General features: G+C 71.5%; 20 protein-coding genes. 9 read left to right on the top strand and 11 right to left on the bottom strand.

What is annotated here, in order from left to right:
- Positions 1-249 precede the first annotated feature (249 nt).
- The 3 genes from ACFP2T_RS44975 to ACFP2T_RS44965 are packed head-to-tail and all read left to right on the top strand — an operon-like array spanning position 250 to position 3484.
- Complete coding sequence (locus ACFP2T_RS44975; RefSeq protein WP_377433360.1) at positions 250-1326, top strand: NAD-dependent epimerase/dehydratase family protein; 1077 nt, start codon at positions 250-252, stop codon at positions 1324-1326.
- Between the two features lie 45 nt (positions 1327-1371).
- The gene (locus ACFP2T_RS44970) at positions 1372-2601 is read left to right on the top strand and encodes a low temperature requirement protein A (RefSeq protein WP_377433358.1); all 1230 of its coding nucleotides are present in this window, start codon (positions 1372-1374) and stop codon (positions 2599-2601) included.
- 40 nt (positions 2602-2641) lie between these two features.
- Positions 2642-3484 carry an alpha/beta fold hydrolase gene (locus ACFP2T_RS44965; protein WP_377433357.1) on the top strand — a complete coding sequence of 281 codons (843 nt, stop codon included), beginning with the start codon at positions 2642-2644 and terminating at the stop codon, positions 3482-3484.
- 54 nt (positions 3485-3538) lie between these two features.
- On the opposite strand, the gene ACFP2T_RS44960 is transcribed toward ACFP2T_RS44965, so the two are convergent.
- Both ACFP2T_RS44960 and ACFP2T_RS44955 read right to left on the bottom strand, forming a co-directional pair.
- Entirely contained in the window at positions 3539-4051 is a 513-nt protein-coding gene (locus ACFP2T_RS44960) for a GNAT family N-acetyltransferase (RefSeq protein ID WP_377433355.1), read from the bottom strand.
- Positions 4052-4146: 95 nt separating this feature from the next.
- Positions 4147-4539: a VOC family protein gene (locus ACFP2T_RS44955; protein ID WP_377433353.1), complete on the bottom strand. Its 393-nt coding sequence runs from the start codon at positions 4537-4539 to the stop codon at positions 4147-4149.
- 204 nt (positions 4540-4743) lie between these two features.
- Here ACFP2T_RS44955 and ACFP2T_RS44950 point away from each other — a divergent pair, with 204 nt between their 5' ends.
- Positions 4744-6381 carry a helix-turn-helix domain-containing protein gene (locus ACFP2T_RS44950; protein WP_377433351.1) on the top strand — a complete coding sequence of 546 codons (1638 nt, stop codon included), beginning with the start codon at positions 4744-4746 and terminating at the stop codon, positions 6379-6381.
- Positions 6382-6689: 308 nt separating this feature from the next.
- Here the strand turns inward: ACFP2T_RS44950 and hisG are convergent, their stop codons facing one another.
- The 4 genes from hisG to ACFP2T_RS44930 all read right to left on the bottom strand — a co-directional run bounded on the left by hisG (position 6690) and on the right by ACFP2T_RS44930 (position 9730).
- Positions 6690-7535 (bottom strand): ATP phosphoribosyltransferase, encoded by an 846-nt coding sequence (gene hisG / locus ACFP2T_RS44945; RefSeq protein WP_377433349.1) that lies wholly within the window; start codon positions 7533-7535, stop codon positions 6690-6692.
- 72 nt (positions 7536-7607) lie between these two features.
- Complete coding sequence (locus ACFP2T_RS44940; protein ID WP_192768547.1) at positions 7608-7871, bottom strand: phosphoribosyl-ATP diphosphatase; 264 nt, start codon at positions 7869-7871, stop codon at positions 7608-7610.
- 81 nt (positions 7872-7952) lie between these two features.
- On the bottom strand, positions 7953-9170 hold the full coding sequence (locus ACFP2T_RS44935) for a GerMN domain-containing protein (RefSeq protein WP_377433347.1): 1218 nt from the start codon (positions 9168-9170) through the stop codon (positions 7953-7955).
- Between the two features lie 38 nt (positions 9171-9208).
- Complete coding sequence (locus ACFP2T_RS44930) at positions 9209-9730, bottom strand: SigE family RNA polymerase sigma factor (protein WP_377433345.1); 522 nt, start codon at positions 9728-9730, stop codon at positions 9209-9211.
- A gap of 187 nt (positions 9731-9917) precedes the next feature.
- Here ACFP2T_RS44930 and ACFP2T_RS44925 point away from each other — a divergent pair, with 187 nt between their 5' ends.
- From ACFP2T_RS44925 to ACFP2T_RS44910, 4 genes are read left to right on the top strand one after another with little or no spacing between them, the layout of a single operon-like run.
- Positions 9918-10775, top strand: a complete 858-nt coding sequence (locus ACFP2T_RS44925; protein ID WP_377433343.1) for an ABC transporter substrate-binding protein — start codon at positions 9918-9920, stop codon at positions 10773-10775.
- Positions 10772-11617 (top strand): amino acid ABC transporter permease, encoded by an 846-nt coding sequence (locus ACFP2T_RS44920; RefSeq protein ID WP_377433341.1) that lies wholly within the window; start codon positions 10772-10774, stop codon positions 11615-11617. Before ACFP2T_RS44925 ends, ACFP2T_RS44920 begins: the two co-directional genes overlap by 4 nt.
- Complete coding sequence (locus ACFP2T_RS44915) at positions 11614-12384, top strand: amino acid ABC transporter ATP-binding protein (RefSeq protein WP_377433340.1); 771 nt, start codon at positions 11614-11616, stop codon at positions 12382-12384. The genes ACFP2T_RS44920 and ACFP2T_RS44915 overlap by 4 nt, the downstream gene beginning before the upstream one ends.
- Positions 12385-12425: 41 nt before the next feature.
- Positions 12426-13331, top strand: coding sequence for a hypothetical protein (locus ACFP2T_RS44910; protein WP_377433338.1), 906 nt, complete (start codon positions 12426-12428; stop codon positions 13329-13331).
- A 136-nt stretch (positions 13332-13467) separates the two neighbouring features.
- Here the strand turns inward: ACFP2T_RS44910 and ACFP2T_RS44905 are convergent, their stop codons facing one another.
- Entirely contained in the window at positions 13468-13956 is a 489-nt protein-coding gene (locus ACFP2T_RS44905) for a protein-tyrosine phosphatase family protein (protein WP_377433336.1), read from the bottom strand.
- Positions 13957-14026: 70 nt separating this feature from the next.
- On the opposite strand from ACFP2T_RS44905, the gene ACFP2T_RS44900 reads away from it, so the two are divergent.
- Positions 14027-14824 carry a class I SAM-dependent methyltransferase gene (locus ACFP2T_RS44900; protein WP_377433334.1) on the top strand — a complete coding sequence of 266 codons (798 nt, stop codon included), beginning with the start codon at positions 14027-14029 and terminating at the stop codon, positions 14822-14824.
- A 125-nt stretch (positions 14825-14949) separates the two neighbouring features.
- On the opposite strand, the gene ribH is transcribed toward ACFP2T_RS44900, so the two are convergent.
- The 4 genes from ribH to ribD are packed head-to-tail and all read right to left on the bottom strand — an operon-like array spanning position 14950 to position 18401.
- Entirely contained in the window at positions 14950-15429 is a 480-nt protein-coding gene (gene ribH, locus ACFP2T_RS44895) for a 6,7-dimethyl-8-ribityllumazine synthase (RefSeq protein ID WP_377433332.1), read from the bottom strand.
- 2 nt (positions 15430-15431) lie between these two features.
- Positions 15432-16709: a bifunctional 3,4-dihydroxy-2-butanone-4-phosphate synthase/GTP cyclohydrolase II gene (locus ACFP2T_RS44890; RefSeq protein ID WP_377433330.1), complete on the bottom strand. Its 1278-nt coding sequence runs from the start codon at positions 16707-16709 to the stop codon at positions 15432-15434.
- On the bottom strand, positions 16706-17335 hold the full coding sequence (locus tag ACFP2T_RS44885; RefSeq protein WP_377433329.1) for a riboflavin synthase: 630 nt from the start codon (positions 17333-17335) through the stop codon (positions 16706-16708). Before ACFP2T_RS44885 ends, ACFP2T_RS44890 begins: the two co-directional genes overlap by 4 nt.
- A 4-nt stretch (positions 17336-17339) precedes the next feature.
- Complete coding sequence (gene ribD, locus ACFP2T_RS44880) at positions 17340-18401, bottom strand: bifunctional diaminohydroxyphosphoribosylaminopyrimidine deaminase/5-amino-6-(5-phosphoribosylamino)uracil reductase RibD (protein WP_377433327.1); 1062 nt, start codon at positions 18399-18401, stop codon at positions 17340-17342.
- Positions 18402-18466: the final 65 nt, after the last annotated feature.

Raw genomic sequence — 18466 nt, 5'->3', positions numbered from 1 at the left:
ATCCATGGGATCAACGTACTCATGAAGCCTCATATCCTCTGGGTAGGCGATGATTCCTTCCTGACTCGACATCGGCGTTCGCCTCATGGTTGTCTCCCCTCGATCCGCTTTCCTCGGTTGGATTCGCTCAGGACAACAGATGGTCGGTGGCGGCGGCAACCGCTTTACCCACGCCGTCGTCCAGGCCCCTCGGGTCGGGTGCGCCGATATTGCCGGTTTAACGTGTCGATCTGCGGGAACGGCCAGGCCATGACCTCAGCGGGTGGGACCGGGTCCGGCCTTCGGGTCGTGGTGGTCGGCGCGACCGGCAATGTCGGCACGAGCCTGATCGACACGCTGAGCAGGGATCCGGCGGTGGGCGCGATCGTGGGAGTGTCCCGGCGCTCCCCCCGCTGGCGGGCGCCGAAGACGGAGTGGGTCGCGGCCGACATCGTCGACGCGGATCTCGTCGAGCTGTTCGACGGAGCCGACGTCGTCGTACACCTGGCCTGGCTCTTCCAGCCCACCCACCGGCCCCTGACCACCTGGCGGGCCAACGTCATCGGCGGCCGGCGGGTCTTCGACGCGGTTGCCCGGGCCGGAGTGCCGGCGCTGGTGTACGCCTCCTCGGTGGGCGCGTACTCCCCGGGGCCGAAGGACCGTAGTGTCGACGAGAACTGGCCGACCGACGGCTGGCCCATCGCCGGTTACACCCGGGAGAAGGCGTACCTGGAACGCGCCCTGGACGCCTTCGAGCAGCAGCACCGCGAGATCCGGGTGGTACGACTGCGCCCCGGCTTCATCTTCAAGCACGAGGCCGCCAGCCAGCAGCGGCGCCTGTTCGCCGGCCCGCTGCTGCCAGGCCGACTGGTGCGGCCGGGACTCATACCCGTCGTACCCGATCTTCCCGGCCTGCGGTTCCAGGTCCTGCACACGGCGGACGCCGCCGAGGCCTACCGGCTGGCCGCCCTGCGCGACGTGCGCGGCGCGTTCAACATCGCCGCCGATCCGGTGGTGGACGCGCGGCTGTTGGCCGAGTGTCTGCACGCCCGGACGGTACGAATGCCCAGCGGTCCGGTACGGGCGGCCCTGGCTGCCGCCTGGCACCTGCACCTGGTACCGGCCGCACCTCACCTGCTCGACGCGGTGCTGCGGTTGCCGATCATGGACATCGGTCGGGCCGGGACCGAACTGGGATGGTCACCCCGACACAGCTCCCGGGAGGCCATCGAGTCGTTCCTGCACGGCCTACGTACGACCGGTGGGATGGCGACCGGGCCACTGGCGCCCCGGCTCGAGGGCGGGCGCCTGGCGGAGGCGGGGACCGGAATCGGACAGCGCCCCTGACCACCGCTGTCCCCCGGACGAGACGTGCGGGGCGAAAGGGGGCCTGTGCGGGACATCTTCCGTTCCCGGCCGGTGTTGACCGAGCAGACGCACCGGGCGACCCCGTTCGAGATCTTCTTCGATCTCGTGTTCATTTTCGCCCTCACCCGGATCATCGCCTTCATGGGGCAGCCGCCCACGTTCAGCATGATGGTGCGGGGACTGCTACTGCTGGTGTTGCTGTGGTTCTCCTGGGCTGCCTACACCTGGCTGGGTAATCAGGCCCGCGCCGACGTGGGTCTGGTCCGGTCCGGCACGCTGCTGGCGATGGCGGCCACCTTCGTGGCTGCCCTGGTGATCCCCGACGCCTGGCGAACCGGCGAAGGAGTCACGGACGCCCCACTGACTCTCGTACTGGCCTACATCGTGCTCCGAGGGGTGCAGCTCAGCCTCTTCTACTACTCGGCGGTCGAGGACCGTGCGCTGCGCGCCCGGCTGCGCCTGTTCGCGATCCCGATCACCCTCGCCTGGATACCGCTCGTCCTCGGCGCGTTGCTCGGCGGCGACACCCAGACCCTGCTCTGGGCGGTGGCGTTCCTCGTCGACATCGGCGGCCAGCGTGCCGCGTACACCGTCGGTGGAGGATGGCGGCTGCGGAGTCCGAGCCACTTCGCCGAACGGCACGGCCTCGTACTCATCATCGCGCTCGGCGAGTCCCTGATTTCCGTCGGAACCGGGGCCGGAACGGCGGTGACCCGCGGGCCGGTCCTGGTGGCGGCCCTGCTGGGCCTCACGACGACGGTGTGTCTGTGGTGGCTCTACTTCGAGCACCTCGGACCGGTCGTCGCCCGCGCACTGAGCCGGGCGTCGGGAGATCGGCGCGACCGGATAGCCAGCGACTCGTACGGGCTGGCCTATCTGCTGCTGATCGCCGGAATCATCTACCTCGCGCTCGGGGTCGAGCAGGTGGTGGCGCACGTGGCCCACGATCAGCCCCGCCATTTCGCTGGCGAGCCGTTGAGCTGGACCTCGACGATCGCACTGTACGGCGGCGCGGTCCTCTACCTCGCCGGTCGACCGCTGATCCTCTGGTTCGCCGTCCGATCCGCCCCGCCGCCGACGCAGCTCGCCGCCGTCGGGGTGGCCCTGCTCCTGCTGCCGGTGGGCCGGGTCCTGCCCGCCCTGGCCGCGCTGGGCCTGATCACCGCCCTGCTCGTCACGCTGGTCTGCTACGAGCGACTGGCCCACGGCGCCCGGACCGAGGCCACCGGCGGGACGGAGGCCGGCACGCCGTGAACATCAACACGGTGCCAGCTGTTGTTAGGCTCCGCGAGTGATGACGGAGTTCGACCTGAAGCTGGCTGACGGGCAGACGCTGCACGCGTACGACACGGGCGTGGATGGCATCGCTCACCGCCTCACCGTCTTCTGGCACCACGGCACGCCGAACATCGGCCCACCGCCCACTCCCCTGTTCCCCGCAGCCGACCGGCTCGGCATCCGCTGGGTGTCGTACGACCGGCCCGGCTACGGCGGCTCGACCCCGCAGCCGGGACGCAACCTGGCATCCTCTGCCGGGTACGTCGCCAGCCTCGCCGACGCGCTGGGCATCGACCGGTTCGCGGTCATGGGCCACTCCGGTGGTGGGTCACATGCCCTGGCCTGCGGGGCGCTGCTACCGGACCGCGTCATGGGCGTGGTCGACGTGGCCGGGCTGGCGCCGTTCGACGCCGACGGGCTCGACTGGTTCGCCGGCATGGCGGATTCCGGAAGGGCCTCGCTGCGGGCCGCCACCGAGGGACGGGCGGCGAAGGAACGGCACGAGGCGTCGGTCGGCGAGACCGATCCGGGATTCACCCCGGCCGACTGGGCCGCGCTCGCCGCGGACTGGTCATGGTTCGGCGACGTCGTCGGTCCGGCCATGGAGGGTGGGCCGGGAGGGCTGATCGACGACGACCTCGGCTACGTCGCGCCCTGGGGATGCGACCCCGCCCAGGTGGTCGCGCCGGTCCTGGTGCTGCACGGCGGTCAGGACCGGGTCGTACCCGGCTCGCACGGCGATTGGCTCGCCCGGCGTTGCCCCTCGGCGGAACTGCGGCTGTCTCCGGACGACGGGCACATCTCGGTCCTCAACTCCGGCGCGGCAGCCCTGGACTGGCTCGCCACGCACGCGAGGTAGGACCGGCCAGGGCGTCGTCAGCGCTCCGAGCCGGTCCCCCGTCCAGCGGACAGATCATCGGGTACGTCCGCGCCGGACCTCGAACAGGATGCACTCCTGACCTGCCGTGTCGGGGCGGGTTCCCACGCGTACCGCGCCGATCTTCTCGAGCGCGCGTTGGGAGCGCCGGTTCTCCGGACCGACGAGGAACACGACTCGTTCGACGAAGCGGAACGCGTGTTCCAGCATGAGCGCCTTGAGCACGCCGTTGGTCCGCCCACCCCAGTACGACCGGGCCAGGAACGTCCACCCGATCTCGACCTCGCCGAGTCGCTCGTCGTACCCGTGGAACCGTGACGATCCGATGACGTCACCATCGTCGGAGACGACCGCCAGGGCACCGCCGGACGCGAGGGACTCCGCGAAGAACTCTGTGAAGACGTCGCGGCGGTACCGGTCCCGGACGGGATGCTGGGCCCAGATCAGCGGATCTCGCGCGACCTCGTAGAGGGCATCGAAGTCCGCCGCGCGCAACGGCCTGGCGCCGACAGAATCCCCGAGCAGCACGGGCTGCGGATCGAACGGCATGACCGAGTGTACGAATCGGGTGCCCTAAGCATCCACCTCGGGAACGGCGTTCGGGGCAGCGTTCTCCCGGCTTCCCCGTGCGGGCGCCGCGCCGGTCAGGCCGGACCGAGCAGGTCCCATCGGTTGCCGGCGATGTCGAGGAACACGGCCACCCGCCCGTACGGCTCCGTGCGCGGCGTGGTCACGAAGTCGACCCCGGCCGCCGCCATCCGGTCGTACGCGGCGTCGAAATCGGCTACCCGGAGGAAGAACCCGACCCGACCGGCGACCTGGTTGCCGACGGCCGCGCTCTGCTGCTCGCCGTCGGCACGGGCGAGCAGAATCCCGGTCTCGGCGCCGGGCGGCCGGACCACGACCCACCGCTTCTGCCGCCCGTCGTTGGTCAGCGACGGCGAGTCCTCGACCAGGTCGAAGCCGAGGACCCGGGTGAAGAACTCGATCGCCGGGTCGTACTCCGCGACGACGACGGCAAATAGATCAACTCGCACCTTCGCAGCGTAGCCCGTCGCCAGAGCCGTCCCCGACGGGCGGACCGCCGGCATCGGCCCGGCCACGAGGACGAGCGTGTCCAGGACGGGCCGGTAGTCTTTAGCCTTTCCCGGCCCGGTCCGTGCCGGTGCGGACCCGTGCTGGAGTGTCCCGACCTGGAAGGACATAACCACCGGAAGGACGTACCGAGGAGCCGTTGCCTGATGAGCCGGGAGTCGATGGACGTCGCGGATGGGAACCGGACCCAGGACCTGCTGACGCTCGCGCGCCTGTCGGTCCGGCGCGACGCCGTCCGGGCCGTTCTCGATTGGCTCGGGCAGCGAACCGGCGGAGCCGTCTTCCTGATCGGTGCCGACGGAAGGGTTCTCGTCGGAACGGTAGGCCGGCGTCCACCCGATCCCAGTGTGCTGCGGGCCGCCACCACGGCCGTGTCACGATTGCGTGAGCGGGGTAGCGCCGCCGCCGTCCTCGATGCCACCGCCGACGCCGACGACGATTCGGCCACCATCCAGGTGATCTCGCTCGGCGACGCGGGCCCGGACCGTGCGGCTACGCCCCGCGCGGTGCTGTTCGAGGAGGAGACCCCGTACCTCGCGGTGGTCAGCACCCAGGCCCGGCCGCATGCCGATCTGCTCGCCGACGCCGCGCGGACGCTGTCCCTGTGCTGGCGGCTCGCGGAAGCGGACCGGAACCGGCAGCGGATCGTCGCCGCCGACGCGCACGGCCGGGAGGCCGTCCTCCATCTCCTGATGGTCGGCGATGTCCCACCGGCTCGACGGGTCGCCTCGGCGCTGCGTCCCGCACTGCCCGACGTGCTCCGGATCGGCGTCGTCGAGTGCGTCGGCCAGCAGCGGTACGAGGTCGCCGCGGAGATCGAACGTGCCCTCTCCGGTCGGGCCTGGGTCGTACCCTGTCCCGTCCGGTCGAACCATCTCATCGCACTGATGCCGTCCGAGCCGACCGGCCGGTCCGGCGGCCGAACCGATCCGGCGGACCGGCTCGGACAACGGATCACCGCCCGGGTGCCCCGCTGCCGCGTCGGGATGAGCGAGCAGGTCCCGCTGCACGACACCGCTACCGGGTACGAGCAGGCATTTCACGCGCTGGCCGTGGCGCGGGCCGCGCCGGAGGGATATGCGCGGTTCGACCGGCAGTCGGACCTCGCGCCACTCACCGGCGCCGACGGGTACGCCTGGGCACACGACCTGCTCCGCCCCTGCCTTTTCCACGTCCCGGCCCGCCGGGCCGATCCGGGCGCACCGGAACTGCTCGGCACGCTCAGTTCGTGGCTCACCTTCGACCGCGCGGCGAGCCGGCACCTCAAGATTCACCGCAACACCCTCGCCGGCCGGTTACGGCTGCTGAACAGCCTGCTGGGCCTGGACCTCTTCCGAATCCGGGACCAGTCGGCCGCCTGGCTGGCCCTGCGGCTGCGCGGCACGCAAGGCCCGGCCGCCGGCGCCGCTGCCGTCCCCGGCGGCACCACGGCAACCGCCGGCGCCACGGCAACGGCCGGCACCGCGACAACCGCCGGCACCACGGCAACCGCTGACGCGCTGGACCGTCTGCTCGCCGCCCCCGCCGTGACCACCTGGGCCCGGGTCCGGCTCCGACCGCTGGAGCGTGACGACCGGTCGGCCATGCTCGACACCGTCAGGATCTGGCTGGACGCGGAGACGAACCTCGCCGCCACCTCGGCAACGCTCGGCATCTCCCCCTCGGCCACCCGGAAACGGCTGTACCGGGCCGAACAGGCGCTGGGCCGTTCACTGCTGGACGTGCCGAGCGTCCGGCACGAACTGTGGCTTGCCATGCGTGCTCTCGGCATGCTGCGAGCCTGAACCTCCCGAGCCGCCTGGCGCCGCCTCGCAGGCGCGGGGGCCGCGGTTGGTCTTCTGCTGTCGTCATCGGGGAACCGCGGACGCCACGACTTCGACTTCGACCTCGCCGTCGCTGTGCAGGGGAACACCGGCGCGGCCGTCGCTGTGCAGATTGCTCCTCACCACCCGGTTCCGGTCCGCCGTACCGTGAGCGTGCGGCTCCAGGGGGAACGGGGGGCGGCCACCGTCTGACGATCCTTCGCGTCCGGCGTCCGGGCGCGAAGGACAGACGGTGGCCGGGTCCCTGGTGAATCAGTCGTGGGGGCGGATCACAGCCGGCAGGCGTGCAGGTTGGTGACCAGGATCGCCCGGGCGCCGACATCGTACAACTCGTCCATGATCCGGTGTACGTCCTGACGCAGCACCAGGGCCTCGACCGCGACCCAGCCCTCCCGGTGCAGTGGCGAGATGGTCGGCGACTCGATCCCAGGGGTCAGTGCGGTCGCCTGGTCGAGCAGGTCGGCCCGGACGTCGTACGCCAGCATCACGTACCGGCGGGCGACCAGCACCCCGTGCAACCGGCGGACGAGTTGGTCCACCTGGCCGTTGGCCGGTGCCTCGCCCCGACGGATCAGCACCGCCGACGAGTGCAGGATCGGCTCACCGATGATCACCAGGCCCGCCTGGCGCAGCGTGGCACCGGTGGAGACGACGTCGGCGACCACGTCGGCGACGCCGAGGCGTACCGCGTTCTCGACCGCGCCGTCGAGCCGGATCACCGACGCGGTGGTCCCGTGTTCGGCCAGGTACCGCTCGACGACCCCCGGATACGCAGTCGCGATGCGCTGGCCGGCGATCTGGTCGACGGCCGACACGGTCTCCGGTCGGGCGGCGAACCGGAAGGTCGCCGCGCCGAAGTCGAGGTCGAGCATCTCCTCGGCCGGGCTCGCCGAGTCGACCAGCAGGTCCCGGCCCGTGATGCCGAGGTCGAGGTCGCCGGAGCCGACGTAGGTGGCGATGTCCCGGGGACGCAGGTAGAAGAATTCGACGTTGTTGGCGTCGTCACGGCAGATCAGGTCGCGGTCGTCGCCGCGCTGGCGGTAGCCGGCCTCACGCAGCATCTGGGCGGCCGGTCCGGACAGGGTGCCTTTGTTGGGAATGGCGATGCGCAGCATCGGAAGTGCTCCTCGCGGTCAGATGGGTCGGACTGACGGACGCGTCCACGGCGGCCGGGACGCGGCGGGGCACTACAGATGTCGGTAGACGTCCTTGAGTTCCAGACCGGTGGCGAGCATCAGCACCTGCGCCTGGTAGAGCAACTGGGAGATCTCCTCGGCGGCCCGTTCCGGCCCCTCGTGCTCGGCGGCCATCCACGCCTCGGCCGCCTCCTCGACGACCTTCTTCCCGATCGCGTGCACGCCGCGCTCCAGCGCGGCCACCGTCCCCGAGCCTGGGGTGCCGGCGGCGGCTTTCGCCTGCAGCTCGGCGAACAGCTCCTCGAACGTCTTCACGGAACCGGATTCTCGCAGCCGGCCGACGCCGACCCGGGCGCCGGGTCGGCGTACCGCCCATCAGGTGGACCGCCGGCCAGGTCAGCGGACCGTGATGATGTGGTCGTCGAGGTGCTGCTCGCGGCCGTCGGCCAGGGATATCGCGTACGCCGTCAGCGTGTACCTGCCCGGCGGCAGGGTGACGCTGTGCCGGTACTCACCCTGGGCCGGCCCGGCGATCGACAACGTGATCGTCTCCTCGCTCACCGTACGGCCGTCCCGCTGGATCCGGAGCTGTGCGGTCGCCTCCGGCAGGATCCCCGCGAGGTGCACCTGGAAGGTACGCCCGACGGCGTCCCCGTGCTGCGGCGCGATCAGCCACACCGGGGCGAGTACCTCCACCGCCGGCCCCCGGCGCAGCACCCCGGAGACGTCGACCCGGCCCCAGAGCCGGTCGACCGGCGTTCCGTCGAGCCGGAGCCGTACCCCGGACACTCCCGGCACGGCGGTGACGGTCCAGACCAGTTGCTGTACGGCCATCCGCGCCACGGCCTCGCCGACCTCGTTCCGGGCCGCCCCGGCCAGGTCGACGGTGGCGGTGCCGTCGCTGACCGACACCCCGCGCAGGTCGGTGCCGGTCGGCCAGGCGTTGAGGTAGTTCGGATCCATCCCGGTCGGCCCGTCCAGCAGGTTCCGCACCGCCGCCGTGATCCGGTCGGCGGCCGAGCCGTCCCGCAGCCAGAGCCGGTGGAACTCCCGATAGAGCCGGGGCCGGTCCGGGTCGCCGCCCTGGTAGTAGACGGCGAGGCTGGCCGTCGGCGCCGTACCGCTGGTGGTGCCGACCGAGGGCTCGGGCCCGCCGGGCGGGGTCGGGCCCGGCCGCACTTGCTGCGACGGCGCGGCCGGGCTGGTCGTCGGCTCCGCGCCGAGTACGCCGGCCGGTGACCCGGTCCGGCGGTCCGACGGTGTCGGCATGACGCTGCTGGCCAGGCCGACCCCCACCACGGCCACGGCCAGGGTGGCCACCGTGACGGCGCCGGCCGCGAGCGGCGACCAACCAGCCCAGCGGCGCCGGTCGGTCCCGCCCGCCGACCCGCCGACTCCGGTCCGGCGGGATGGAGGCCGCGGCCCGCTCAGGTCGGGTGAAGGCCGCGGGCCGGTCCGGTCGCGTGACCGGCCCATACCGGTCCACCAGCCTCGGCGCGTCGGGCCCGGGACGCCGGCCTGGATCCGGTGCTGGATCAGGGGCAACGCGCCCGGTGCCGGCTCGATCCGGTCGGCCTCGGCCGCGAGCACCCGGCGCAGCAGGTCCTCGTCCATCGGACCCCGCTCCTCGTCCCTCGACTGCCGGTATTCGTTCATCGCTGTGCCCCCAGGGTCTGCTTGAGCGCTGCCATCCCCCGGAAGGTGTGGCTCTTCACCGCACCCCGGCTGACTCCCATCAGCTCGGCGGTCTCGGCCTCGGACAGCTCGGCGTAGTACCGCAGCACGATCGCCTCCCGCTGCCGGGTCGGCAGTGCCCGCAGCGCGGCGATCACGGCGTCGTGCTGGAGCAGGTCGAGCGCGCCGGCCTCCGCACTGGGCGCGTCCGCCATCGGCTGGGTCGCAGCCAGGTGCGTCTGCACCACCCGTCGGTGCCGCAGCGCCGACCGGCACCGGTTGACCACACTGGTCCGCAGGTAGCCCAGGGCCTTGTCGGCGTCGCGCAGTCGGGACCATCGCCCGTGCAGCGCCACGTAGCCGTCCTGGACGATCTCCTCCGCCGCGCCCTGGTCGTGCAGCAGCAGCGTGGCGAGTCGTACCAGCGGTCGGTAGTGGGCGGTGAAGAGGCGGGTGACCGCCTCGTCCGCCGCCCATCCCCCGGGCACGGGTTGCGTCATGATCCTCCCGCCGGGCGGGTCGGAGACCAGGTGGGTTGTCACAAGAGAGTGACGCGCGACCTCCGGTTCCGGTTTACCGCCAATGCCCGGTCGGCACCACTCGACGGGCCGATACCCGACCAATATCCCTATCGGACCACTGGGAAAATCTATGGGCGGGCGTCGACGTGTGCCTATGCTGTCGGCCATGGCTAGCCGATCTCTGCCGGTCGCGCTCACGACCGCTACCGTTCTTCTCGCGGCCCTCGCCGGCTGCGCTCCCCAGGACCAACCCCCGCCGGGTCCGGCCCCGGCCGCCTGTACCAAGGCGGACATGAAGACCAAGACGCCGGGCAAGTTGACCATCGGCACGGACGATCCCGCGTACGAGCCGTGGTTCAGCGAGAACACGCCGGCGAACGGCAAGGGCTTCGAATCGGCGGTGGCGTACGAGGTGGCGAAACAGCTCGGATACGCCCGGGTCGACGTGCAGTGGGTCCGGGTCAAGTTCGACAACGCCATCGCCCCGGGGGCGAAGGAGTTCGACTTCGACATCAACCAGTTCTCCATCACCGACGAACGCAAGGTGGCCGTCGACTTCTCCTCGCCGTACTACCTGGTCCGGCAGGCCGTCGTCGCGGCCAAGGGCTCGAAGATCGCCGGCAAGTCGACCCTGGCCGACCTGAAGAACGCCAAGCTGGGTGCCCAGGTCGGCACCACCAGCTACCAGGCGATCACCGACCTGATCAAACCGACCGTCAAGGCCCAGGTCTACAACAGCAACGACGACGCGAAGAAGGCGCTGCAGAACGGCCAGCTCGACGGCATCGTTGTGGACCTGCCCACCGCCTTCTACATCACCTCGGCGGAGATCAAGGACGCCACCATCGTCGGCCAACTGCCCCAGGTGGGAGTGCCGGAAACCTTCGGCCTGCTGCTCGACAAGGACTCTCCGCTGAGCGGCTGCGTCAGCAACGCCGTCAACGCGCTGCGAGAGAGTGGAAAGCTCGTCGAGTTGGAGAAGACCTGGCTCGCCGACGTGGCGGGCGCCGCCGAACTCACGTGACACTTACCGATCACCAACCGTCCACGATCGCCCGGGAGCGGGCCGCCTACCGGAAACGGCAGACGGTCCGCTCGGTGCTGATCGCCGCGACCTCGACCGGGGTGCTCGGCACCCTGCTCGTGGTGGCAGTGACCGGCGCTCCGGGCTGGGAGCGGGTACGACAGTCCTTCCTCGATCCCCGGATCGCCCGCGCCGCCCTGCCCGACGTACTCACCGGGCTGTGGCTCAACGTCCAACTGCTGGTGTTCTGCGCCCTCGGCGCGCTCACCGTCGGCCTGCTGCTGGCGGTGCTGCGTACCCTGCGGGGCGCGGTCTTCTTCCCGGTCCGGGCGCTGGCCACCGGCTACACCTACACGTTCCGCGGGCTACCCGTGATCATCGTGCTGTACGTGCTCACCCTCGGCGTGCCCGGCCTGCGCCTGGAGGGCATGCCGTCGGTGCTGGTGCTCGGCGGGATCGCCCTGGTCCTCACCTTCGGCGCCTACCTGGCCGAGGTCTTCCGGGCCGGCATCGAGTCGGTGCACGCCAGTCAGCTCGCCGCCGCCCGGTCACTCGGCCTGACCTACCGGCAGACGATGCGGTACGTGGTGCTGCCCCAGGCCGTCCGCCGGGTCGCCCCGCCCCTGCTCAACGACATCGTCGCGCTCCAGAAGGACGTCGGGCTGGTCTCCCTGGCCGGACCGATCGACGCCGTACGGGCAGCCCAGATAGCCACTGCGGAGACCTTCAACTACACGCCGTACATTGTCGCGGGGGTGCTCTTCGTGCTGCTCGCCATCCCGCTGATCGCGGTCACCGACTGGGTGACCCTTCGCGCCGCCCGCCGCCAGGCGGCACGATGACGCCGAACGGGCCCGTGCTGAGCTGCCGCTCGCTGCGCAAGGTGTTCGGCGGGCACGTCGTACTCGACGATCTCGACCTCGACGTGGCCGAACACGAGGTGGTCGCGTTGATCGGCGCCTCCGGGTCGGGCAAGTCCACCCTGCTGCGCTGTGTCAACCTGCTGGAGGACCTCGACGACGGCACCATCCACCTGGACGGCGAGCACATCACCGACCCCCGGGCCTCCCCCGACCTGGTACGCCGGCGGATCGGTATCGTCTTCCAGGCGTACAACCTGTTTCCGCACCTCAGTGTGCTGGACAACATCACACTGGCGCCCCGGCGGGTGTACCGGCGGGACCGGGCCGAGGCCGAGTTCCAGGCCCGGGAACTGCTCGCCCGGGTGGGGCTGGCCGAGAAGGCCGGTGACTATCCCGACCGGCTCTCCGGCGGCCAGCAGCAGCGGGTGGCGATCGTCCGGGCACTGGTCAACTCACCCCGACTTCTCCTGCTCGACGAGGTCACCTCGGCGCTGGACCCGGAGTTGGTCGGCGAGGTGCTGACCATGATCCGGGACCTGAAGGCGGACGGCATGACCATGGTGCTGGCCACCCACGAGATGGGGTTCGCCCGCGAGGTCGCCGACCGGATCTGCTTCCTCGACGGTGGACGGGTGATCGAGGAGGGGCCGCCCGAACAGGTGCTGGGCGAACCGACCCAGCCCCGTACCCGGCAGTTCCTCCGCCGGATCATCGAGGCCGGCCGGCTCCAGGCGCCGACGGGCTGACTCGGCGGTCACCGCCGGGGTGGTGGTGGTAGAACTGCGAAATGGATCTCTCGACCGACCCGCTGGCGCGGCTCGACGAGGTCGCGTGGGGAACGTTGCACCACGCCTACGGGCCGGCCCACGACGTCCCGGACCAGTTGCGGGCACTCCGGGCGACGGACGAGCGGATCCGCCACAGGGCGCTGGGGCAACTCCTCGGCAACGTCTACCACCAGGGCACCCGGTGGTCGGCCAGCAGCCAGGTCGTGCCTTTCCTCGTGGCGCTGGCCGACGACCGGGAGACCCTGGACCGGGCGGGTGTCGTCACCCTGCTCCGCGCGCTGGTGATCGGCGCCCGGCGCGACGACGAACTCCCCTTCAACCCCCGGCGGGCGTTCGCCGGCGGCGACGGGATCAGCGAGGAGCAGGCGGACCTCGTGGCCCGACACCTGGATGCCGGGGACCTGTTCGCGCAGGAGTCGCTCGCCGACGTGGCCGACCTCGCACCGGTCCGTTGGGCGGCCGACGCCTTCCATGCCGGAGCGCGCCATACCGACAGCTACCTACGCTGGCTGGCCGACCCCCACAGCCGGCTGGCGGGGCTCGCGGCCGAACTGCTCGCCTGGTTCCCGCCGACCGAGCGCGTGGTGTCCGCGCTGGTCGCCGTGCCCGACGACGAGGCCCGCTCCGCCGCCCGGGCCAGCGCCAACCTGACCCTCGGGCACTGCCCCACCGAGGCGGTCCAGATCGACACCCGCCTCCGGGACCTGCTGCTGGCACCCGGCCCTGCCGTACGCGTCACCGCGGCGGTGGCGCTGGCGTACCGCAACGGCGAACTGCTGCCCGACCGCGCCCTGGACATCCTGGTCGACGCCCGGACGACGGATCCCGGCGTCGACCCGCCGGGGTGGGACCGGTCGTTGCGGGGCTTCGTGGCGCTCGCGTTGCAACGACTCGAGCTGGCCTGAGGCTCTCGGCGGCCACCACCCGGACCGGATTCCCACCCCACCCGACCGGATTCCCACCCCACCGGGACCGGAGTCCCACCCCACGCGGCCGGCATCAGCAGCGACGCCGCCGGCGTCCACAGGTCCCGCAGGTGGCTCAACGACGATGGTCGCCGAGCCACCGCCGCTGCTCCTCCGTCTCGGGCACCGGCACTCCCCTGGCCCCGCCGATGATGTCCCAGATCCGGTCGACCGGAACATCCAGCCGGGACAACAACGCCGCGACGAGCAGAGACGACCGGCCGATGCTCGCCCGACAGTGGACCGCGAGGTGCCGCCCCCGGGCAAGGTCGCCGGCCAGCACGTCGAGCAGCGGACGGATCGCGGCATGTTCCGGAACCCCCCGGTCGGTCACGGGATGGGCGTGGAAGTCGAGACCGGCGCGGGCGGCGGCGGCATCCTCGCCGGTCAACCCCAACTCCTCGCGTTCCGCAGAGGTCAGCAGGCAGACCAGGACGTCCACCCCGGAACGGCGTAGCCCGGCCATCTCGTCGTCGAGCCAGTCGTCCCCGCGCGGACGTGCCACGATGCTCAGCCGCACCGGTGGCGGCGCCGGAATCGGATAGACGGTGGGCCGCATCCACATCGGGCTGTCTCCTGTCGCTACGTGATCGACCACCCCCACGCTCGCCGAGTTTGGGAGGTAACGTCCGGTCGTGACCGACACCGATCGCGAACTCCTGCGTGCCACATTCGGCGAGGACGCCGAGCTCTACGACCACGCGCGGCCTGGCTATCCGGACCAGGTCTTCGAAGATCTGGTCCGGCTCGGTGGTCTGAGCCCGCGGTCCCGGGTGCTGGAGATCGGATGTGGCACCGGCCAGGCCAGCCGACCACTGGCCCGGCTCGGTGGCACCATCATCGCGGTGGAACTCAGCCCCGAGCTGGCAGCAGTGGCCCGACGTAATCTTCGAGAGTTCCGGAACGTGACCGTCGAGGTGTCCCCCTTCGAGCATTGGACACCACCGACCACCCCGTTCGACCTGGTAATTTCGGCGACCGCGTTCCATTGGATCGACCCGGCTATCCGCGTCGACAAAGCGGCGGACGTGCTCCGCCCGGGCGGAACACTCGCCGTGGTGCACACCGAACACGTCGCTGGTGGCACGGAGAACTTCTTCGCAGACGCGCAGGCGTGCTACGAGGCCTTCGACCCCAGGACGCCACCTGGGCTGCGCCTGACACCAGCCGCGGACATCCCGGACGATCCGATCGAGGTCGCGCCCTCCGCACGCTTCGGCCCGGCACGGTTCCGCCGCTACGAGTGGGAGCAGGGCTACACCACCGGCGAATACCTGGACCTTCTGATGACCTACTCCGGCCACCGTACGCTGCCTCGACCGGCAGGCGACGGTCTCCTCGCCTGCATCGCCAACCTGATCGACCGCGACCACGGCGGCCAGATCAGCAAGCGGTACCTGACCCGGCTGACCATGGCCGACAGGGCGGCCTGAGATCGACCGTCCGTCGGTGCGGGAACCGACGACCAGACTGCGATCCCCAGGGCGGACGACGACGGTCCCGCCGCGTCAGCGGCAGGACCGCCGGGTGCCGTGCCGTCGAGCCACACCGCGATCGGCTACGGTCGCGCGCCGATGTCGCGGATCGCCACGGCTGCCTCCAGTGCCGCGGTGGTGGCCGCCCAGCCCTTGTCCTCGGCCGAGTCGGCCAGGCCCGCCCGGTCCCGGGCCTGCTCCAGGTTGTTGACCGTGAGCACGCCGTGCGCGACCGGCGTCGAGGTGTCCAGTGCGACCCGGGTCAGCCCCTCGGTCACCGACTGGCACACGTAGTCGAAGTGCGCCGTGGCTCCCTTGATCACCACACCGAGCGCCACCACGGCGTCGCAGCGCCGGGCCAGCGCCTGGGCCACCACCGGCAGTTCCACCGAACCGGCGACCCGGACCACCAGCACGTCGTTCACGCCGCACGCCTTCGCCGCGTTCACCGCGCGGTCCAGCATGTGGTCGGTGAGTTCCCCGTGCCAGCGGGCGGCCACCACCCCGACCGTCAGCCCGGACGCATCCACCGTGGACACTCCCGGTTCCCCGAACCCCGCCATCGTCACGCCAACCTTTCCGTCATCTCAACCAGTTCCACCGGCGCGGCCGGTCCGTCCAGCTCGTCCAGCAGGTGGCCCATCCGGTCCCGCTTGGTCCGCAGGTAGTGCAGGTTCTCCGGGGTCGCCCCGACCGGCATCGCCTCCCGGCCGACCACGGTCAGCCCGTAGCCCTCCAGCCCGGCCCGCTTGGCCGGGTTGTTGGTCAGCAGCCGCATCGAGCGGACACCGAGGTCGTACAGGATCTGCGCGCCCGTGCCGTAGTCCCGCGCGTCGGCGGGCAGCCCGAGGTCCAGGTTCGCGTCGACGGTGTCCCGGCCGAGGTCCTGCAACTGGTACGCCCGCAGCTTGTGCACCAGACCGATGCCCCGCCCCTCGTGCCCACGCATGTAGAGGACCACGCCCCGCCCCTCGGCGGCGACCCGGGCGAGAGCGGCGTTCAGCTGTGGACCACAGTCGCAGCGCAGCGAGCCGAAGACGTCCCCGGTCAGGCACTCCGAGTGCACCCGGACCAGTACGTCCTGGCCGTCGCCGATGTCGCCGTAGACCAGGGCGATGTGCTCGGTCGAGTCGTAGTCGACGCGGTAGCCGACCGCCCGGAACAGCCCGTACTTCAGCGGCAGCCGCGCGTCGGCGGCCCGCTGGACCTGCTGCTCGGTGCGCCGCCGGTACGCGATCAGATCCGCGATGGTGATCAGGGTGAGTCCGTGGTCGGCGGAGAACTTCTCCAGATCGGGCAGGCGCATCATCGTGCCGTCGTCGTTGACCAGCTCGCAGAGCACCCCGGCCGGCCGGAGCCCGGCGAGCCGGGCGAGGTCGACGGCCGCCTCGGTGTGCCCGGGGCGCCGCAGCACCCCGCCGGGCTTGGCCCGCAGCGGTACGACGTGTCCCGGCCGGCTCAGGTCGGTCGGGTCGGTGGTCGGGTCGGCGAGCAGCCGGATGGTGTGCGCCCGGTCCGCCGCCGAGATGCCGGTGCTGACCCCTTCGCGCGCGTCCACCGTCACCGTGTACGCGGTGCCCCGCTTGTCCTGGTTGGTGTGGTACATCGGCGGCAGTTCGAGCCGGTCGCAGTCCTCCTCGGTCAGCGGCGCGCAGATGTAGCCGGAGGTGTAGCGGACCATGAACGCGAGCAGCTCGGGAGTGGCCAGATCGGCGGCGAAGATCAGGTCGCCCTCGTTCTCCCGGTCGGCGTCGTCCACCACGACCACCGGCCGACCGGCCGCGATGTCGGCCAGCGCCTGTTCGATGGTGCCGAAATCGATGGTGCCGAAGTCGGTTGTCATGCCACGGCCTCCAGTCCGTCGACCGGCAGCCGCCCGCCGGTCGTCAGCAGTCGTTCGACGTACTTGGCCAGCACGTCCACCTCCAGGTTCACCGGCTCGCCGATCCCCTTACGACCCAGCGTGGTGGCGGCGAGCGTGGTCGGGATCAGCCCGACCGAGAACAGCCCGTCGGCCAGCGCGGCGACGGTCAGCGACACCCCGTCGACGGTGATCGACCCCTTCTCCACCACGTACCGGGCGAGCGCCTCGGGGAGCGTGAACGTGACCGTCTCCCACTGCTCGGCCGGCTCCCGGCGGACGATCTCGGCGACGCCGTCGACGTGGCCCTGGACCAGGTGCCCGCCGAGCCGGCTGCCGAGCGTCGCGGCCCGCTCCAGGTTGACCGGATCACCGGGGCGCAGCGCGCCGAGCGACGTACGGCGGAAGGTCTCGCCCATCACGTCGGCGGTGAAGACGTCGCCGTCGGATTCCACGACCGTCAGGCAGACCCCGTTGACGGAGATCGAGTCGCCGTGCCGGGCGTCCGAGGTGACCAGCGGGCCACGGATCGCGACCAGCGCCGAGTCCCCGCCCGTCTCGACCCGCCGGACCAGCTCGCCCAGCTCCTCCACGATTCCGGTGAACATCTGTTCAGCCCTCCGTTTTCCGAGGAAACGCGGTGACCCGCAGATCGGGGCCGACCGGTGTGATATCCGTGAACTCCAGGTCGATGACCTCGGAGATGGTCCGTGGGCCGGCGTCGGACAGGGCCGCCGGGCCGGCACCGAGCAGCTTGGGCGCCAGGTAGCCGACCACCTTGTCCACCAGTCCGGCGGCCAGGAACGCGCCGGCCAGGGTGGGACCGCCCTCCAGCAGTGCCGCCCGCACCCCGCGCCGGTACAGCTCGGCCAGCAGCCGGGGCAGGTCGACCCGCCCGTCCGGGTCGGTGCCGACCTCGGCCGCGGTCGCCACCCAGGTCGGTGCCGCGCCGTCGCGGACCCGGGCGTCGACCGGGGTACGGCCGTCGCTGTCCACCACCACCCGCAGCGGCTGTCGGATGGCCAGGGTGCCGTTGCGCAGGTTGCGGGCGGTCAGTCTCGGATCGTCGGCCAGCACCGTGCCGACCCCGGCGATCACCGCGTCGACGGTGCCGCGCAGCGCGTGTACGTCGATCCGGGCCGCCTCGGAAGTGATCCACATGCTGGTGCCGTCGGCCGCCGCGATCCGCCCGTCCAGGGTCGCCGCGTACTTCCAGATCAGGTACGGCCGACCCCGTCGTACGGCGGTCAGCCAGGCCAGGTTGCCCGCCTCCGCCTCGGCGGCCCGGACCCCGATCTCGACCTCGACACCGGCCGCGCGCAGCGTCTCGACGCCGCCCGCCGCGACCGGGTTCGGATCGGGCACGCCGAGCACGACCCGGCGGACCCCGGCCTGGATCAGCGCACCACTGCACGGGCCGGTACGCCCGACATGGTCGCAGGGCTCCAGGGTGACCACCGCAGTGCCGCCCCGGGCCCGCTCACCGGCCTGGGCCAGCGCGACGATCTCGGCGTGCGGTCCGCCGGCGTACGCGTGGAAGCCCTCGCCGACGACCTCGCCCCGGGGGTCGAGCAGCACGCAGCCGACCAGTGGATTGGGACTCGTCGTGCCCAGACCGCGGGCCGCCAGCGCAATCGCGCGGCGCATCGCCTCGTCGGTGGAGACGCTCCCCATGCCGATCCCTGCCCTCTCCCTCGTCCGTCCTTCGCAGACGCGCGGGCGGGGCGGGAGGGGCACCG

Origin of the sequence: Plantactinospora solaniradicis, from assembly GCF_042658085.1 — a bacterium.
Taxonomy (GTDB): Bacteria; Actinomycetota; Actinomycetes; order Mycobacteriales; family Micromonosporaceae; genus Plantactinospora; species Plantactinospora solaniradicis.
The sequence above is the reverse complement of the archived record's forward strand: the minus strand, read 5'-3'. Positions and strand labels throughout refer to the sequence as shown.

Bases quoted from the DNA above. Each gene is read 5' to 3' on its own strand.
- ACFP2T_RS44975 (WP_377433360.1), top strand. From the start codon at position 250: ATGACCTCAGCGGGTGGGACCGGGTCCGGCCTTCGGGTCGTGGTGGTC.
- ACFP2T_RS44965 (WP_377433357.1), top strand. From the start codon at position 2,642: ATGACGGAGTTCGACCTGAAGCTGGCTGACGGGCAGACGCTGCACGCG.
- ACFP2T_RS44960 (WP_377433355.1), bottom strand. From the start codon at position 4,051: ATGCCGTTCGATCCGCAGCCCGTGCTGCTCGGGGATTCTGTCGGCGCC.
- ACFP2T_RS44950 (WP_377433351.1), top strand. From the start codon at position 4,744: ATGAGCCGGGAGTCGATGGACGTCGCGGATGGGAACCGGACCCAGGAC.
- hisG (WP_377433349.1), bottom strand. From the start codon at position 7,535: ATGCTGCGCATCGCCATTCCCAACAAAGGCACCCTGTCCGGACCGGCC.
- ACFP2T_RS44935 (WP_377433347.1), bottom strand. From the start codon at position 9,170: ATGGACGAGGACCTGCTGCGCCGGGTGCTCGCGGCCGAGGCCGACCGG.
- ACFP2T_RS44930 (WP_377433345.1), bottom strand. From the start codon at position 9,730: ATGACGCAACCCGTGCCCGGGGGATGGGCGGCGGACGAGGCGGTCACC.
- ACFP2T_RS44925 (WP_377433343.1), top strand. From the start codon at position 9,918: ATGGCTAGCCGATCTCTGCCGGTCGCGCTCACGACCGCTACCGTTCTT.
- ACFP2T_RS44915 (WP_377433340.1), top strand. From the start codon at position 11,614: ATGACGCCGAACGGGCCCGTGCTGAGCTGCCGCTCGCTGCGCAAGGTG.
- ACFP2T_RS44910 (WP_377433338.1), top strand. From the start codon at position 12,426: ATGGATCTCTCGACCGACCCGCTGGCGCGGCTCGACGAGGTCGCGTGG.
- ACFP2T_RS44905 (WP_377433336.1), bottom strand. From the start codon at position 13,956: ATGTGGATGCGGCCCACCGTCTATCCGATTCCGGCGCCGCCACCGGTG.
- ribH (WP_377433332.1), bottom strand. From the start codon at position 15,429: ATGGCGGGGTTCGGGGAACCGGGAGTGTCCACGGTGGATGCGTCCGGG.
- ACFP2T_RS44890 (WP_377433330.1), bottom strand. From the start codon at position 16,709: ATGACAACCGACTTCGGCACCATCGATTTCGGCACCATCGAACAGGCG.
- ACFP2T_RS44885 (WP_377433329.1), bottom strand. From the start codon at position 17,335: ATGTTCACCGGAATCGTGGAGGAGCTGGGCGAGCTGGTCCGGCGGGTC.
- ribD (WP_377433327.1), bottom strand. From the start codon at position 18,401: ATGGGGAGCGTCTCCACCGACGAGGCGATGCGCCGCGCGATTGCGCTG.